This window comes from Brevibacillus aydinogluensis (assembly GCF_961514395.1).
In the GTDB taxonomy this organism is placed as follows: Bacteria; Bacillota; Bacilli; order Brevibacillales; family Brevibacillaceae; genus Brevibacillus; species Brevibacillus aydinogluensis.
Window position 1 is genome coordinate 2,473,055 of sequence record NZ_OY569118.1, and the last position, 16,086, is coordinate 2,489,140.

General features: G+C 55.9%; 12 protein-coding genes and 1 pseudogene. 4 read left to right on the top strand and 9 right to left on the bottom strand.

Going from position 1 to position 16,086, the window contains the following annotated elements:
• Positions 1-77: 77 nt before the first annotated feature.
• The 6 genes from Q7F15_RS12210 to Q7F15_RS12235 all read right to left on the bottom strand — a co-directional run bounded on the left by Q7F15_RS12210 (position 78) and on the right by Q7F15_RS12235 (position 6,338).
• Positions 78-1,343 carry a M16 family metallopeptidase gene (locus tag Q7F15_RS12210; RefSeq protein WP_304414423.1) on the bottom strand — a complete coding sequence of 422 codons (1,266 nt, stop codon included), beginning with the start codon at positions 1,341-1,343 and terminating at the stop codon, positions 78-80.
• 1 nt (position 1,344) lies between these two features.
• Positions 1,345-2,538: an insulinase family protein gene (locus Q7F15_RS12215; protein ID WP_304414424.1), complete on the bottom strand. Its 1,194-nt coding sequence runs from the start codon at positions 2,536-2,538 to the stop codon at positions 1,345-1,347.
• On the bottom strand, positions 2,535-3,224 hold the full coding sequence (locus tag Q7F15_RS12220) for a nitroreductase family protein (RefSeq protein WP_304414425.1): 690 nt from the start codon (positions 3,222-3,224) through the stop codon (positions 2,535-2,537). Before Q7F15_RS12220 ends, Q7F15_RS12215 begins: the two co-directional genes overlap by 4 nt.
• 28 nt (positions 3,225-3,252) lie before the next feature.
• A complete protein-coding gene (locus Q7F15_RS12225; protein ID WP_304414426.1) occupies positions 3,253-4,581 on the bottom strand; it encodes a YcaO-like family protein in 1,329 nt (442 codons plus the stop codon).
• Positions 4,578-5,165 carry a TOMM precursor leader peptide-binding protein gene (locus tag Q7F15_RS12230; RefSeq protein ID WP_230076809.1) on the bottom strand — a complete coding sequence of 196 codons (588 nt, stop codon included), beginning with the start codon at positions 5,163-5,165 and terminating at the stop codon, positions 4,578-4,580. Before Q7F15_RS12230 ends, Q7F15_RS12225 begins: the two co-directional genes overlap by 4 nt.
• Before the next feature lie 204 nt (positions 5,166-5,369).
• Entirely contained in the window at positions 5,370-6,338 is a 969-nt protein-coding gene (locus Q7F15_RS12235) for a GNAT family N-acetyltransferase (RefSeq protein ID WP_304414427.1), read from the bottom strand.
• Positions 6,339-6,624: 286 nt separating this feature from the next.
• Between Q7F15_RS12235 and Q7F15_RS12240 the strand changes: the two genes are divergently transcribed.
• Positions 6,625-7,470, top strand: coding sequence for a sulfurtransferase (locus Q7F15_RS12240; protein WP_304414428.1), 846 nt, complete (start codon positions 6,625-6,627; stop codon positions 7,468-7,470).
• Between the two features lie 16 nt (positions 7,471-7,486).
• Here Q7F15_RS12240 and Q7F15_RS12245 read toward each other — a convergent pair whose 3' ends face one another.
• A complete protein-coding gene (locus tag Q7F15_RS12245) occupies positions 7,487-8,680 on the bottom strand; it encodes an MFS transporter (RefSeq protein WP_230076807.1) in 1,194 nt (397 codons plus the stop codon).
• Positions 8,681-8,921: 241 nt separating this feature from the next.
• On the opposite strand from Q7F15_RS12245, the pseudogene Q7F15_RS12250 reads away from it, so the two are divergent.
• Positions 8,922-9,298: pseudogene (locus Q7F15_RS12250) on the top strand (MaoC/PaaZ C-terminal domain-containing protein).
• Positions 9,299-9,397: 99 nt separating this feature from the next.
• Here the strand turns inward: Q7F15_RS12250 and Q7F15_RS12255 are convergent.
• The gene (locus Q7F15_RS12255) at positions 9,398-10,996 is read right to left on the bottom strand and encodes a peptide chain release factor 3 (protein ID WP_304414429.1); all 1,599 of its coding nucleotides are present in this window, start codon (positions 10,994-10,996) and stop codon (positions 9,398-9,400) included.
• 544 nt (positions 10,997-11,540) lie between these two features.
• On the opposite strand from Q7F15_RS12255, the gene Q7F15_RS12260 reads away from it, so the two are divergent.
• The gene (locus tag Q7F15_RS12260; RefSeq protein ID WP_304414430.1) at positions 11,541-13,061 is read left to right on the top strand and encodes a carboxypeptidase M32; all 1,521 of its coding nucleotides are present in this window, start codon (positions 11,541-11,543) and stop codon (positions 13,059-13,061) included.
• Positions 13,062-13,490: 429 nt separating this feature from the next.
• Positions 13,491-14,069 carry a mismatch-specific DNA-glycosylase gene (locus tag Q7F15_RS12265; RefSeq protein ID WP_171566529.1) on the top strand — a complete coding sequence of 193 codons (579 nt, stop codon included), beginning with the start codon at positions 13,491-13,493 and terminating at the stop codon, positions 14,067-14,069.
• Positions 14,070-14,183: 114 nt separating this feature from the next.
• Here Q7F15_RS12265 and Q7F15_RS12270 read toward each other — a convergent pair whose 3' ends face one another.
• Positions 14,184-16,055 (bottom strand): bifunctional homocysteine S-methyltransferase/methylenetetrahydrofolate reductase, encoded by a 1,872-nt coding sequence (locus tag Q7F15_RS12270; RefSeq protein WP_171566528.1) that lies wholly within the window; start codon positions 16,053-16,055, stop codon positions 14,184-14,186.
• Between the last annotated feature and the right edge of the window lie 31 nt (positions 16,056-16,086).

Consider the following 16,086-nt stretch of genomic DNA (forward strand, 5'->3'; position numbering starts at 1 on the left):
CTCCTCACAATCCATCCGGGTGTTGAACGGTAACTCCAAGCGGGGACGTCATTCATTTGGGTGAATGTTGAACATGGTCAACAAACAACGCTCACTGCCATGTTTTCCGGAACTAGCAAGCGCTCGATCGCATCGCGGAGATGTCGTGCGGAAATGTTCCTCAAGGTGCGGTCCAAATCAAACCCCTCCAGCGTTGTCCACCATTTTTCCAGATAATACGTCAAGACGCTCAGGTCATTTGCTTCTTTTTGGCAGCGCAGCAGCCACAATTTTTTCCAGTCATCCGCAAGCGATTCCGACCATGGGGCATTTCTCACCCGCTCTGCCGCCTGCATGACAGCTTCACGAAACCATTCCCACGAATCGGTCTGAGCAGTGATCTCCAGATATCCGGCATCGGCTGCCCGGCAGTAGTTCACCCTAATGGCGTCAGCCGATCCATCATCACCGGTCAATTCCTTCTCGTTGAGCAAATTGTACAATTCATGTTCCAGCATCACGGCGCAAATGCGAATGACCAACTCCTCCTGAAACAGAGCGGTTGCTGTCAGACCGGCATGGACATGCTTGTATCCGACGTGCACGTACGCCTGATTCAAGCCCATTTCCGCAAGCGAGAAGTCCTGCACGGCGTTAGGCGGTTCTCGCCACTCAGGCAGATCTGCCGTGGCGGCGAATGGCTTTCGGGAAACCATTTGCTCTGCTCGTTCCACCAGATCGTGTATGTGAACATTCCCCGCGACCAGAAGCAGACAATTGTGCGGTACGTAAAACAGGGAATGGGCCGTTCGCACATGGTCGAGCGTGATTTGCGACAGAGACTCCTCTGTCCCTTTGACGTCCTTTTTGACAGGATGGTTCCAGTACAAGGCATTCAACATGTTTTGTCTCGCCACTTCAGCCGGATCTGCTTGAGACATCAACATTTCATTTTGAATGACTTGTTTTTCCAGCTGAATCCTGTCTTCCGTGATGTTCGAATGAAATGCCAACTCCAGCAAAAAGCCCACCGTGTCCATGACGTTTCCAACGGTGGTGGAATAGAAGGCCGTTCGGTCAATATAGGTGGAAGCCTGCAAATCGGCTCCGTATTCAGCCAGTTGAACGTACGCGTCATTGCCCTCACTGGGAAAAAGGGCGTGCTCAAGAAAATGCGCCACACCTTCGGGTTGAACCACTGTGGCGGATGAAATCGGGTCAAAAAACCGGTGGTGAAGCGAACCGTACTTCACCACGAGCCGAACGTGTGCGGAGTAGTATTGCGGTTTTTCGATAAACAGAACGGTCATCCCGTTGTGGCACTCCACACATTGCCAATCGGAACCATTTCGAATTGCCTTCATATTACTCCTCCATCAGAACAGGTTCCAGGAAAGACACAGCCTCCATTACATCCTGCTTGGTCACGTCTTGAATAAGCGCAACCCTGGATGCAGGTTCGAATGGTTCCCCTGTCTCGACATGAGCAAGATGACAGCTGACGATGGAATCACAATCATCCATGGTGTACCACGCATCACTGATCAGAAACCGCTTGGTCACCTGCAGGTCGCGATCGGTAAAATCACCTCGCTGCAGGGCGTGGAGCTGTCCCACCATCTCTTCGCGCACCTGATCGCGATTATCAGGCTCCGCCCCTGCCACCATCACGATTGTTCCCGTCGTTTGATCCCACACGGAGAACGCGAAGTAAGCCAACCCCAGTTCTCTGCGTATGCGGGAAATCAACTTGGAGTGGAAGCATCCGCCCAACAGGGCATTGGCAACCTGGAGGCTGATGCGCGCTGGCAAAGAGGGGGTCTTCGCTGTCAGCCGGTATGGCAAGACAATCAGATGGGAATCGCCGGCATCTGTCCCGGAGACGGGATCGGGAACACGCGGATCAACTCCCGTCCTTTCCTGTTTAACGTCAGCAGTCCACAGCCGCGAACGCTCTCCACACCAACTCTGCAGCACTCTCCAATTTTGGGCGGGATCGCCTGTTCCAATTGCATAACAGATAGCGGGAGCCTCCCGAACAAGATGGTCGTACTGCTGTGCGATGAAGGAACAATCCAACAGTTCGTCTCCCCATTTGTCGCCGTCCGCGTCCAGAAAACGCAGCAAAGATGAGGTGACAGGGTCGATTGCGCTCGTGACGTGAATCCTTCTGCGTGCGATCTTGCGGGGGGCTGCGGACATCCATTTCTCGTACGCTTCCTGGTTAATCAGCGGCGCACAGACGACGGACAGGAGGAATTGGACAGAGCTGTCATCTGTACCAAATGGTTCGCCGCTCGACAGCGATTCCATCTTGAGCCCAACATAACTCGCCTCTTGAAACCTGTGCTCAACAATCTCCGGCCGTTCCCACCTGCGACTGTCCGGATGCTGTATACGGTGAATCGCGACCAGGCTGTCCATCAGGCCGCTCCAAAACCATAGCGGCCAGTCAGGCGGGACACGAAACAGAACGTAATAGGCTGACGTCAAAAATTTACCTGTCTCAACGTTTACCAACCGGAGATTGTCGTTGACAGGCCGCTCCTGAACATTCAAGCGTCTACCCCCTGTTTGAACACCGTTAACACGGCAAAAGCCGCTTCGTAAAAGCCGTCGATCCCCATTCGCTCATGAAGGCGATCATCAAAAAATTCCACATGCACCTTATGCGGGATATGGTCACGCTCCCACCGGGTCGTGATTTTTTCAACCATTCTGCCAGTCTGCAGCAGCACCGCACGATAACCGCGTTCTCCGTGCAGCAGCATCCCTCGATCGAGATTGGCCGTCACGATGATGGCCGAATCCGCTTCCCCCTCAGCGGAATGGATCAGCGCGTCACGCAGAAACGAATCGGAACTAGTGCGCAGCGGGACCAGCTTTGACCGGCGGAAATCAAAATAATAGAAGGTATTGACGCCATGACTGCTTGTCACAGCATAGAGTTCCACGGCATTCAGCCCGGCAGCGTGCGGCGCCAAGTCTTTCAAGGAGCGTATGGAGGAAGGAAGCTCCTCTCGTTCGTTTATGTCCAATTCTTCTGCGATTCCATAATCTTTATACGAGTGTTCCACATGATATCGTTCATGCAGAATCGACAGCAGTTCTTTTCTCGCTTCCTCTTTTGCCCAATATACAGAGGGAAACAGCTTGCTGTTTTCGTGATACCACGCAGTCACATGTTCCGGGTGCAAACGATTGTGCTCGATCAAACGGAAAGAATAGTCTATTCCTCTTTTCATCGAAAACCTCCCAGCTCCAACGGCTCTGTTACGGAAGGGGATGTGGCATGGGATTCAATTCGTGGTATGTGTAGGGACGGTCCAGGTATCCCATCTCAACAGGCACCTGATAAAGCCGGGTTCCGCCCGCAACCTTTTCCTTTTCACTGCGCGTAATGTCGACCGCCCCGGGAACGATGACCCGATAGACGTGCAAGCCGAGCTGTCTGACGTCCGGCAATGTAATGTCGACGGCAATCACCTCTAGTCCGTTCCGTTCCAGCGCTGCGATACACTTGTCCAACTCCTCCGTCACATTCAGTTCGGACAGCCATTTCCCCGCCGGCACATCGTTTTCGACCGTTGACTGATAGACGAATGCTGCATGGCTGTGGTTCAGCTCGTCACAATAGAAGAACGGACGCAGCACGAAATCCTCAACTTCGTCAGGCGTGAGGGTAAAGTGAATGTATTTGGTAGAAAGGTAGCGGCATCCCATCCACTGCTGCGCAATCTCACACAGCGCCTTAATGCATGCTTCCTCCAGGGAAGGGCGGGAAGCGGCTCCGACAATGGTTCGTCCATTCGGCGCTTTCATGATGGCGCAAACTGCAGGAATGCCAAGCGTCGTGGTCGTATCAACCAGATGATACCGGAAGTGTTCCGCGGCAAAATACTGTTGGTAGATCTCATGAAGCCGCTTGTTGCTTTCCACATTCAGCCTGGGCAAACTTAGTTTGTTGTGCCACATGATGGAATACGAGTCCCGTTCGACGATTTCCAATATCCCCCGCAATACGGCTTCTTCCGCTGTGGGGGCGCATGAAAGTCCCGTGGTCAACCCTCTCCACACGAGCGCTTCGTCCTCGCCGGGAAGATAATTTTCCCATACTGCTGCCGCCGGGACCCATACCTCTTGCCCCCGTGTCAAATTGTATCCGGGCACCCATCTCACCTTGGTGTCCTCCGTAAACCGCACAAAGGGAAAATCCTCTTGCAAATATTGATCCGGATGAAACCAGGCAAAACGCTCCGGATGAACCGCTCCCTTCAGTTCTCTCCAGGAAGCCAATGCCATTCCGGAACGCACGTAGTACGAGCCGCAGTAACGTTCGATGGCTTCCCCTACAGCGGAACGTCTTGCTTCTTCCCGGGTAAATCCAACCCCCGTCGTAATCTCGGGGCTGCCGCTGATCCCAGGCACCAATTCGTTCGCGTAGGTGGGCGCCGCCATCGCCGCATACAGTTTTTGATCGCCGGGATCATTCAAGCAATCAGCGAACCATCGCACAATGCCGCCATACCGACTGACAACCGAACGCAGCGCACCGAGAGAAGAAACGTCTTTCCAGTCGCCTGCCAATCGCTTTCTGCTCATGAGCCAACCTCCGAAAAGCGGGTCATCCACGGCTGTACATATTGATGGATGCGGGTTTCCACACCACACACAGGGCAGGTTGGAACACGCAGGACGGGATGAAGCTCCCCTTCAAGCGTCAAAAAGTCAATCTCCAACATCTGGTCCGTAATATGGGCAGCCCCTGCGCGGTGATCCTTGGAGACAAATTTGTACGTTTCCAATGCGACAGCGTCACACATCATCCGGCGCACGTTTTCTTCCAGGCATTCGGGAATCTCGGGACGTTCCGGCTCCTCGACCATATTGGCTTTCATCCGAAGCGACAGGCACTCAAAGCAGGGACCTTCCGTAGGATGAAATACGGGACCTGCAAGCACTCTCCCTCGGTCCCATAGAACATGAAGCCAGCGTTTCCCTTCTTTTCGCATGAGTTGGTTTATCTGACTGCCGAACGTACCGGCATTGACCACAACAAGCAAATCAATCTCCGACCGCTGCTCTTCCAACGATTCGATGACACGGGCGGAGAGATTGAACAATTGATAATGATTCGCCAATTGGGCGGCCAAATCACGGTTGTCTTTGACCAAAATTCCAATCATCGCAAATCACTCCTATGTATGGGATAGACAGGATTGAACCTGACGTTCAATCCTGTCTGTCGCCTGCGATTACAGCAAGCGAATAGTCCAGATGATCGTGCCAACATCTGCTTTCTTTTCAGCAGCTGCAGGGTTGGCAACAGCTTTCAGGAGTTGCTCTTTGTTCATTCCTATCACCTCCTTTCAAGAGCATGCGGATGTTCGCTAGGAGGAAAACGATGCGACCTGTTCTCGTTCACCCAGCTGTGCCAATTGCTCGAACAGTCCGACGACAGCTACTTCCTCGTGCTCCTTTTCTTCTGCTCCGAGTTCTTTCAGCTTGCCCGCCAGCTGCATGTGATGCTCGGAACACCCTGCCTGGACGCCGATCAAACCGCTTTTCGCCTGCTGTTTTGTTATCAATTTTCGTGCAAGATAGGAAACGAATGCGGTCTCCAACTCGCTCTCCCACCATTTCGGCAGAAAACATATCCGGACGATTGGATGACTGTCCGTAGTGGATACGGAAGCGTAGCCGACCAACTCCCCCTCATAACGCAGCTCGTGCACGGCCCCCAGCCACAGGGGCTCGATTACGCCTCCCATTCCCTCGACATGTGTTTGAAACTGTCGGGAAAACATCTGGTTGGCGACGAATTGCAGCGCTTCCTTTACCGCCTTCTTCGGCAATCGGTTCAGCTGGAGCCGGTTGTATACATAATCATGCTTTGGAATGTTGGCCTCCGGGATGAGTATGACGCGATCGTAATAGCGAGTCATTCCCATCTTTTTCGTAGTGAGCTTTAATGATGGTTTATTTTCACTGGAGATTTTTCCGATAAAATAGCGCAGTCCTTTCTGATGTGCATACTGGGCATAACGAACCAGGAACGCGAATCCAGCTCCTTTTGCCTGATATTCCGGATGGATGAAGATGTCCGTCCCAATCGCAACCTGATTCCGGTACATGACAAACATGAAGCCTATTTCCGAACCACTCTCAGCGTCAACCAGCTTTATCCCCTGAAAAAACAGCATGCAGACGAATGGAAAAACCAGATATTGAAACAGGAATTTTTTCAGCGGGTGATTCATCCATGCCCGATACGTCAGATCGCCGGTTTGAAAGAAATGGTTGCAAAGAATCAGGCTGGCTCGATACGCTTCCCACGGCTTCATTTTTGCTATCTTCATGGTTGGGCCTCCCTCATTCCACGCGAAGCGTTTTGCTGTTCCGCCTCGCTGTCCGATGTCGCGTCCCTCTTTAAACATAATACAGATCATGGAAAATACAACATTTTTACCACGATATGTAAGTTTGGGCGGACGAAACGATTAATAGAAGGAACGAGCGGACGCTGGCGAACAGACGAAAGGTACAGTTCGCTTCTCCTGCCGGTGCGGATTCTTTTTTCTGAAAAGTGATTCACGTAAACGGGCTATCTGCTATCATGGAAGAAAAAAGAAAGTAGGGTGAATCATGCAACCGCTCGTTACTCCCCGTTGGCTGTACGAACACCTCCAGGACGACCGGCTAAGCGTCATCGACTGCCGCTTTGCCCTGAACAACCCCGCTCTCGGCGAGGAGCAGTACCGGCAGGAGCACATCCCCGGCGCCCTTTATTTCCATCTGGAGCGGGATTTGTCCGGTCCCAAACAGACACATGGCGGACGCCATCCGCTGCCTGATCCGGAAGCGCTGGCCGCCCGCCTGTCCCTCGCAGGTATTGACGAAAATGTCACCGTGATCGCCTACGACGATCAGGAAATGTCCATGGCCGGCCGGCTTTGGTGGCTGCTCCGCTATCTGGGGCACGAAAAGGCGGCCGTGCTGGACGGCGGATTTGCCGCCTGGAAGAAGGCTGGCTATCCGGTGACGGCCGATGTGCCCACTCCCGCTCCGCGCTCCTTTGTCCCCCGGGTGCAGCCGGACATGCTGGCGGACATCCGCAGTGTGCAGGAACGCGGCGAACATACCGCGCTGATCGACTCCCGCGCCAGCGAACGCTACCGCGGCGAACAGGAACCGCTCGATCCAAAAGCGGGACACATTCCCGGCGCCCTGCACTACTTTTACAAGGACAACCTTTCCGCGGACGGCACGATGCTGCCGCCTGAACGGCTGCGGGAGCGGTTTGCCCCCTTGGACGGGCAGGAGATCATCGTCTACTGCGGCTCCGGCGTGACCGCTTGCACCAATCTCCTGGCCCTGCACTCCATCGGACGGACTGACGCCAAACTGTACCCCGGCAGTTGGAGCGACTGGTGCTCCTACGATCTGCCGGTGGCAAAAGGACCTACTCCATCCGATGACATTGTGAAGTGAGATCGCCTTTCCCCGTTTAGCGATCAATCGGCGTTGCCGCTCCCTGCCGGATCAGCCGGTGCAGACCGGCGAGCAAAAACGCGCCGCCGGTGACAAAAAAGACAATGAAGAACGAGTGGTTCCAGTTGTCGATGAGGCCCGCCACAATCGGGCTGAGAATGGCACCGGCGGAGGTGACGGCGGAAAACAGGCTGAACGCGCTCCCGTACAGCTCGCGCGGCACGTGAAGCATCAAAACAGTGGACAAGGCCGGGAACAGAAGGCCGGAACAGATGCCGAACAGAAACATCATCACATACAGCGACACATCCAGGCCAATCGCCAGCCCGTACGCAAGCAGACTCATCAGGCAGAGGCCGACGAGCGTGCGCTGCTCCGGAGACGTGCGGGCCAGCCAGAACTGGCTGAGCGCCGCAAGCGCCCCCAATCCCTTGAGACTGAACAAAATACCCGTCACAGAAGGCGACAGATCGCTCCGTTGGATGAGCATGGGGACCTCGTAAATCAGCACCCCCTGCGCGTAGACGACGGCAAACCCGCCGACAAAGGCGGGATAGAGGTACGGGTTTGCCACCACGGCCAGCAGCGAAGACATCTGCGGCAGGCGGGCAGCGACGGCCGCATTGTCGGCGTTGTTGGCAGCGCTGACGGATGCGCTCCCGCCGCCCGCTCGGCGGCCGGGCAGGACCAACAGGGCAAACACCCCGGCAGCTCCCATGATGCCGCCCAGGATGACAAACGACTGCCCGTAACCAAACTGTACCGCCAGGAAGCTGCCCACCGCAGGCGAGACGATCGCCGCTGTCGTCAGCACCATCCCGTTTTTCGCCATCAGTTCGCCCTGTTCCGCCCTCGTCTGTCCGGTTTCCCCCAGCATGGCAAAACAGGCCGGTGAGACAAACGCCATCAAAAACCCCAAAATCAGGCGCAGCACGAAGAAATGCTCCGGCGCCTGCACCACCCCTTGGCCGCTCAGGATCAGCCCGGCCAGGAGCAGCCCTCCGGCGACAAACCACTTTTTCGGAAAGCGATCCAAAAACGGTCCGGCGATCAGGTTGCCGGCCAGGTTGCTGATCGCGTACGCCCCCAGGACCACGCCGATCATCGCCCCCGACGCCCCCAGCACGAGCATGTACGGCGCAAGCAGTGGCGTCTGCGCATGCATGTCAAACGATACGAGAAACAAGACGACAAACAGGAGAACCCGCATTTCCTTCCACTCCCTTCTCTATCTCCCATCTATATGACGCAGGTCGTCCACATAGAAAGGAGCTGTCTTACCAGGAGGCACCCGATTGGTTTTTCGGATCATGGTGATGTCCTCGGGAGGTGTTGCGTTCCCTTTGTTGACGTTTAGACAGAATATTTTGTATAATACCAAAATTGACAAGCGCCCAATCCAACCAATTGGTATTTCCTACAGTTGCAACCGGACGCAGAAGAAAAGGAGGATGCTTATGCAGGCTGGCGATGTCCTGACCTGGGAGAGGACATTTACCGAGCAGGATGTGCGGGAGTTTTGCAGAATCTCCGGCGACAACGGCGCGCACCATGTTACACCGGACGAACACGGGCGTTTGGTGGTGCATGGTTTGCTGACCGCTACCTTGCCGACGAAAATTGGCGGGGACCTGCATGTTCTGGCCAGGAACATGACATTTACCTTTCTCCGGCCGGTCTTTACGGGAGACACGATTCGCTGTGAAGTGACCATCACCCGTTACGAACGGCAGGAAAGCCGGGCGGAAATCGCTGCCACTGCGGAGTGCTATAACCAGGAGGGAAAAAAGTACTGGAAGGCACGTTTGACGGGATTATCAGGTGTTAGAAAAGGAGACTCCCCCGGTTGGAGAGTCTCCCTTATCGGACATGTCATTCGCACCATATGGGCGAATGTGCTTTGTTGGTTTGCTCGTACCGTTGCCGCCTAGGCATGCACTGTTTTCAATCCCAGCGAGCTTTCGTGGAACTTGATGTTTGGATACTTTTCCATCGCCATCCGCAGTTGGTACTCGCTCTCAAACAGCATCACCGGCCGGCCGTAACGGTCCGTCACCGTTTTGTTCTTCAGGGCGTCCAGCGCCGCCTTGTCTCCTTCCAGCCAGCGGGCGATCTGGTACGGCAGGCGGGTCAGCGTGATCTCCACCCCGTACTCCGCTTTCAGCCGGTACTCCAGCACTTCAAACTGAAGCACCCCGACCACGCCAAGAATCAGCTCCTCCATCGGGTAGGTGCGGAACAGCTGCACCGTTCCTTCCTCCGTCAACTGCATGATCCCTTTTTGGAACTGCTTGTGCTTCATCGCGTCCTTTACCATTACCCGGGAGAAAAACTCCGGCGAAAAGTGGGGCATCTCTTCATACTCGAACGGCTTCCCGACGCAGAGCGTGTCGCCGATCTGGAAGATGCCCGGGTCGAACAGGCCGATGACGTCTCCGGCGTACGACTCCTCGACAATTTCCCGGTCCTGGGCCATAAACTGCACCGGCTGGGCCAGCTTGATATCTTTTCCCAGTCGCACGTGTCGGACGGTCATGCCGCGTTCAAAACGCCCCGAGCAAATGCGCAGAAACGCCACACGGTCGCGGTGCGCCGGATTCATGTTGGCCTGGATTTTGAAAATAAAGCCGGAAAACGGATTGCTGCATGGGGCAATCAGGCCCACACTGCTCTTCTTGGGCGACGGCGGCGGAGCCATTTGCAAAAAGTTGTCGAGGAACGTCTGCACCCCGAAATTGCTGATCGCACTGCCGAAAAAGACGGGGGTCAGTTCTCCTTTGCCGATCAACTCCATGTCAAAGGCGTCGCCCGCCACGTCAAGCAGGGCGATTTCCTCCTGAAGCTGCTGCCACAAATCCTGACCGACGCGTTCACCGATCAGCGGATCGTCCGGGCCGCTCACCTCGAAGAAGCGGATGTCCTCATGCTGCGAGCCGTCTTCATACAGTTCCACACGCGATTTCATCCGGTCATACACGCCGCTGAAGTGGCTCCCCATGCCGATCGGCCAGTTCATCGGGTAGGAGCGGATGCCCAGCACCCGTTCAATTTCTTCCAGCAGCTCGAACGGATCTTTGCCGTGTCGGTCCAGCTTGTTGATAAAAGTAAAAATCGGGATGCCGCGCATCCGGCAAACCTTGAACAGCTTGATCGTCTGCGCCTCTACCCCTTTGGCCACGTCGATGATCATCACCGCGGCGTCAGCAGCCGTCAGCGTCCGGTACGTGTCCTCGCTGAAGTCTTGGTGGCCCGGTGTATCCAGAATGTTGATGCGATGCCCCTTGTATTCGAAATCCATCGCGCTGGACGTAACGGAGATACCGCGCTTCTTTTCGATTTCCATCCAGTCGGAGGTGGCGTGTTTGGAATTCTTCCGCCCCTTGACCATCCCCGCCTCACGGATCGCTCCACCGTAGTACAGCAGCTTTTCCGTCATTGTCGTCTTGCCCGCGTCCGGGTGGGAGATAATCGCAAAGGTGCGCCGTCTGGCAATCTCTTGTTCCCATTGGGGGTTTTTTTGACTCATCTTCATTCTCCTGTCGTAGTTCTTTGCCATAGCGTATTCCATAATGGATTCCATAACAACGATTATAACGACAAACTGACGTGTGAGCCAGTTCCAGCTTGTAGACAAAGTCCGAAACGCATGGGAGATCGGGCCCACTCGCTCGCTTGACGCCCAGCAAAGAAGCAGATGAAGTCCGCTCCAAAACGAGACGCGGGCAGGGGACAAACATCTGGGTGTTTCGATGAAGTGAGACTTGTGTCCCCTGTGTATCCCCGCGTCTTTCGTTTTTCCGCTGAGCAGGTCGTCAAAGGAGCTCGCTTGGCCCATCCCTCCATGCGATGTACATTGTCTTCCGCTTCGGTTGATGAATGGGCAGGCCTTCCGGCCTGAAAATCGTTTTCTTGTGGGCGATTACTCAATGAATGAAACTGACGTGTGAGCCAGTTCGTATCTTTCCTTTTCCATCAGATCAGGTATAATAGTGGATTATAAAGTAGTAAAAATTTTTTGACTGCATGTGCATCCTACCATGTGCATCCTACATAGAAAAGGGAGGAACCCTATGACAAGCTCTGTGGAAAATCGTGCAGCTGCTTTTCGCGAGTATGTGAAAAAAATGACCAGCTTCGGCCAGGCGCTTGCCGTGCTGCATTGGGACATGCGCACACAGGCGCCGCGCAAAGGGATGGACGCCCGCTCCGAGGTGATCGGCGTTCTGTCTGGCGAACAGTTCAAACTGGCCACCTCCAAGGAAATGGAAGAACACCTGGAGGCACTGAGCGAACCAGCCGTGCTTGATTCGCTCGACCACATCACCCGGGCGACGGTACTGGAGTGCAAAAAGGAGTTTGACCGCAACAAAAAAATTCCGGCGGACCGCTACCAGGAGTTTGTGGTGCTGACCTCGCAGGCGGAGACCATCTGGGAGGAAGCGCGGGCCAACAGCGATTTCGCCATGTTCCGCCCCTATCTGGAAAAAATCGTCGACTTCCAGCTTGAGTTTATCGACTACTGGGGCTGCGACGGCAAAAACAAGTACAACACCCTGCTTGATCTGTACGAGCCGGGCGTGACCGTAGACCAGTTGGACCCGATCTTTGCCACCCTGCGTGAAAAAACGGTCAAGCTGGTGGCGGCCATCGCCGAGTCGCCGCACAAACCGGACACGTCTTTCCTGAAAAAACACTTCCCGGAGAGCGAGCAGGATGCGTTCAGCCGATATGTCCTGGAGAAGATCGGGTACGACTTCCAGGCAGGACGCATGGATCGCAGCGTACATCCGTTCTGCACGTCGTTCAACCCGGGCGACGTCCGAATCACGACCCGTTTCGACCCGAACGACTTCAACTCAGCGCTGTTCAGCTGCATTCACGAAGCCGGTCACGCCATGTACGAGCAAAACATCAATCCGGAGCTGCTGGGCACGCCGCTGTGCGAAGGCACTTCGATGGGCATCCATGAATCCCAGTCCCGCTACTGGGAAAACATGATTGGGCGCAGCCTGCCGTTCTGGCAGCATTTCTACGGTGATCTGCTGAAGGCCTTTCCGGTTCAGTTTGCCGGTGTGGACGTCGAACAGTTCTACCGCGCGATCAATGAGGTCACTCCATCGTTTATTCGTACGGAAGCGGACGAACTGACGTACAACCTGCACGTCATGATCCGCTACGAGATTGAAAAAGGGCTGATCAACCAAACGATCAAGGTGGCCGACCTGCCCGCCATCTGGAACGACAAAATGAAGGAGTACCTCGGCATCGTCCCGGCCAACGACAAGGAAGGCGTGCTGCAGGACGTGCATTGGGCGGGAGGCAGCTTCGGTTACTTCCCCACCTATTCGTTGGGCAACGTCTACGCCGCCCAGTTTACCCATGTGATGCGCAAGGAGCTCAGCGGCTACGATGAACTGGTGGCCAAGGGCGAGTTTGGACCGATTCGTCAGTGGCTGAAGGAGCGCATCCATCAGCACGGCAAAACAAAGAGCCCAAACGAGCTGGTGAAGGAGATCACCGGCGAGGGGATCAACGCATCGTACCTGATGGACTATCTGGAAAGCAAGTACACGTACATCTACAAGCTGTAAGAAGAGTGAGCGCCTCGCAAGTCGAGGCGCTCAGCGTGTAGACAAAGTTCGCGGCGCATGGGAGATCGGGCCCGCTCGCTCGCTTCACGCCCAGCACAGAAGCGGATGAAGTCCGCTCCAAAACGAGACGCGGGCAGGGGACAAACATTTGGGTGTTTCGATGAAGTGAGACTTGTGTCCCCTGTTGGTCCCCGCGTCTTCGTTTTTCCGCTGAGCCGGTCGTCAAAGGAGCTCGCTTGGCCCATCTCTCCATGCGATGCACATTGTCTTTCGCTTCGGTTGATGAATGGTCAGGCCTTTCGGCCTGGAAATCATTTTCTTATGGACGCTTATTCAATGAACCGTTTGTCTTCAGTCTGAGCGCTCGCAAGTCGAGGCGCTCTCAGTGTATACAAAGTCGTGTTCAATGGGGCAAAAGGAGGTGCAACGGTGGTACACTTTACTGAAAAATGGCTGCCCACCTACATCCGCCGCGATCTGATTGTGCTGTTCTGCGGCATTAATCCGGGGCGTGTATCGGCGACAGTCGGCTATCACTACGCCAATCCGTCCAATCTGTTTTGGCGCGGGCTGTACGAAGGCGGCCTTACCCCCCGGCAGCTAAAGCCGGAAGAGACGGCATGCCTGCTTGAGTACGGATACGGCATCACTGATCTGGTCTGTCGCCCCACCCGCTCCTCCGGTGAGCTGCGGGAAGCGGATTTCTCTGCCGGAGCGAAACAGTTCCGGCAGATGGTCCAGACGTACCGTCCCCGGGTCATCTGCTTTAACGGCATTACTGCGTACCGTCACGCCACCGGGCGCAAAAAGGAAGCAGTCTCGCTCGGCCTGCAGCCGCAGCTCGCCTTCGGAACCGCGGATTGGGCCGGCAGCCATCTGTTCGTCATCCCCTCCACCAGCGGCGCCAACGCCTCCTATACGCGGGAAGAACGGCTGGCGATGTTCGGTGAGCTGAGCCGTTTCCTGCGCGAGAAAGGGTGGCATCCGCTCGATCCGCAACGCACGTAAGCCCCCGCCCCGCAAGGTACGGCAGACAGCATGCACCAAAAAAAGACTCGGGCACGACGGTACCGATGGCGATACCGCCCGCCCGAGTGATGTTGGCACGGTTGGTTGCAGGCATCAGGCCTTTGCGGCCGTTTTCAGCAATTGGCTCTGCTGACGAACGTACTGGATCAGCTCCACGCTCATCTGGTAGTAGTTAAACGGCGTGATCAAATAGATTCCGTTGAAGTAGGTGATGGCCACGTCCAGCAGCTCCTTGGCCATCTTGATGCCTTCCTGTCTGGCCGCTTCTCCCTGAACACGCCTCATCCGCTCCCTCGCTTCGTCGGAGAGCTTGATCCCCGGCACTTCGTTGTGCAGAAATTCCGCGTTGCGCGAGCTGGTCAGCGGCATGATCCCGATAAACACCGGAATCTTGATGTGTTTCGTCGCATCGTGGACGAGCCGGATTGACTCTGCGTCGTACACAGGCTGCGTCATGATGAAGTCGGCTCCAGCCTCCACCTTTTTCTCCAGCCGTTTGATCGCGGCTTCGATGTGGCGCACGTTGGGGTTGAAGGCTGCGCCCACGATGAACTGCGCCTTTTGTTTCAGCGGCCGGCCGGAGAACGAGATGCCTTCGTTGAGCTGTTTGACCATGCGGATCAAGTCAAACGACGTGACATCAAACACCGAGCTGGCTCCCGGCAAGTCACCAAAGCGGGAGGGGTCGCCGGTCACCACCAGCACCTGGTCGATGCCGAGCGCGTGCAGTCCCATCAAGTGAGACTGCTGCCCGATCAGATTGCGGTCCCGGCAGGCGATGTGTACGAGCGGATCGATGCCGTACTGGCTTTTCATGATCGCTCCCAGCGCCATGTTGCTCATCCGAACGTTGGCCAGCGAGTTGTCCGCCAGGGTGATGGCGTCCGCTCCGGCCTTGTGCAGCTCAAAACAGCCGGTCAAGAATCCTTCTGTGTCCAGATCCTTTGGCGGGTCAAATTCTACAATAATTGTAGTGCCGGTTTTGACCCGCTCCACGATGCTGGGTTTCTGCCGCTCCCTGACGCTGTACGAGGCGACGGACGGCCGCTCCGTCAACGCTTCGGACGGGTTGACGCGCGGCAGCGGTGCAAGTCCCTTCAGCGCTTCCGCCATGGCCCGGACGTGGTCCGGCGTGGTTCCGCAACAGCCGCCCAACAGGCGCACGCCTTGTTCCCGGAGGCGCAGCGCGCTCTCGGCAAAGTACTCCGGTGAGGACTTGTAGGCGTACTCGCCGTCGCTGATGCCGAGCCGGCCCGCATTGGGAAAGGCGGAGAGCAGCGCCCCATCCGGCACGCTCGCGCTCTCGAACGAGCGGAGAATCTCAGCCGGCCCCAGCCGACAGTTGAGACCGATGATGTCCGCCCCCGCCTTTTGCAGCTGGGAAAACGCCTCCGTCAGCGTATAGCCGTCACGGGTCCGTCCCACGTCCAGCGTCGCCAACTGGCAAATCAGCGGCAGGCCGGTGAGCGGGCGGATCACGTCAATCGCGAGCAGCAGTTCCTCCAGGTCGAGAAACGTTTCCAGAATCAAGCCGTCCACTCCGGCGTGCAGCAGCGCGATCGCCTGCTCTTCAAACTGATCGCGGTACTCGTCCAGCACTTTTTTCCGCACCCGTCCGGCGATGATGGAGCCGATGCTGCCGACGACATAGGCGTCGTCCTGTGCCGCCTCCCGGGCGATTGTGACGGCGACGCGGTTGATGCGCGTCACCTTGTGCTCCAGCCCGTAACGGGCGAGCGCGTCCCGATTGGCGCCGAACGTGTTGGTTTCCATTAAGCGCGCTCCTGCCTCGTAATACGCCTTGTGCACGTCGTACACCAGGCGCGGATTAGTCAGGCACAGTTCCTCAAAACTGACGCCCACCGGCACCCCCGAACGGTACAACTGGGTCGCCATCGCCCCATCCCCGACCAGCAGGTGGTCTCGCAAATATTCGCGCAAATCTTTTTTGGCTGTCAAATCCATCCCTTCTCTCCCATTGCTCTGTGAAAAGTCT

Coding starts and splice junctions, on each gene's coding strand:
- Q7F15_RS12210 (WP_304414423.1), bottom strand. CDS start 1,343: ATGAAGGCAATTCGAAATGGTTCCGATTGGCAATGTGTGGAGTGCCAC.
- Q7F15_RS12220 (WP_304414425.1), bottom strand. CDS start 3,224: ATGAAAAGAGGAATAGACTATTCTTTCCGTTTGATCGAGCACAATCGT.
- Q7F15_RS12225 (WP_304414426.1), bottom strand. CDS start 4,581: ATGAGCAGAAAGCGATTGGCAGGCGACTGGAAAGACGTTTCTTCTCTC.
- Q7F15_RS12230 (WP_230076809.1), bottom strand. CDS start 5,165: ATGATTGGAATTTTGGTCAAAGACAACCGTGATTTGGCCGCCCAATTG.
- Q7F15_RS12235 (WP_304414427.1), bottom strand. CDS start 6,338: ATGAAGATAGCAAAAATGAAGCCGTGGGAAGCGTATCGAGCCAGCCTG.
- Q7F15_RS12240 (WP_304414428.1), top strand. CDS start 6,625: ATGCAACCGCTCGTTACTCCCCGTTGGCTGTACGAACACCTCCAGGAC.
- Q7F15_RS12245 (WP_230076807.1), bottom strand. CDS start 8,680: ATGCGGGTTCTCCTGTTTGTCGTCTTGTTTCTCGTATCGTTTGACATG.
- Q7F15_RS12255 (WP_304414429.1), bottom strand. CDS start 10,996: ATGAGTCAAAAAAACCCCCAATGGGAACAAGAGATTGCCAGACGGCGC.
- Q7F15_RS12260 (WP_304414430.1), top strand. CDS start 11,541: ATGACAAGCTCTGTGGAAAATCGTGCAGCTGCTTTTCGCGAGTATGTG.
- Q7F15_RS12270 (WP_171566528.1), bottom strand. CDS start 16,055: ATGGATTTGACAGCCAAAAAAGATTTGCGCGAATATTTGCGAGACCAC.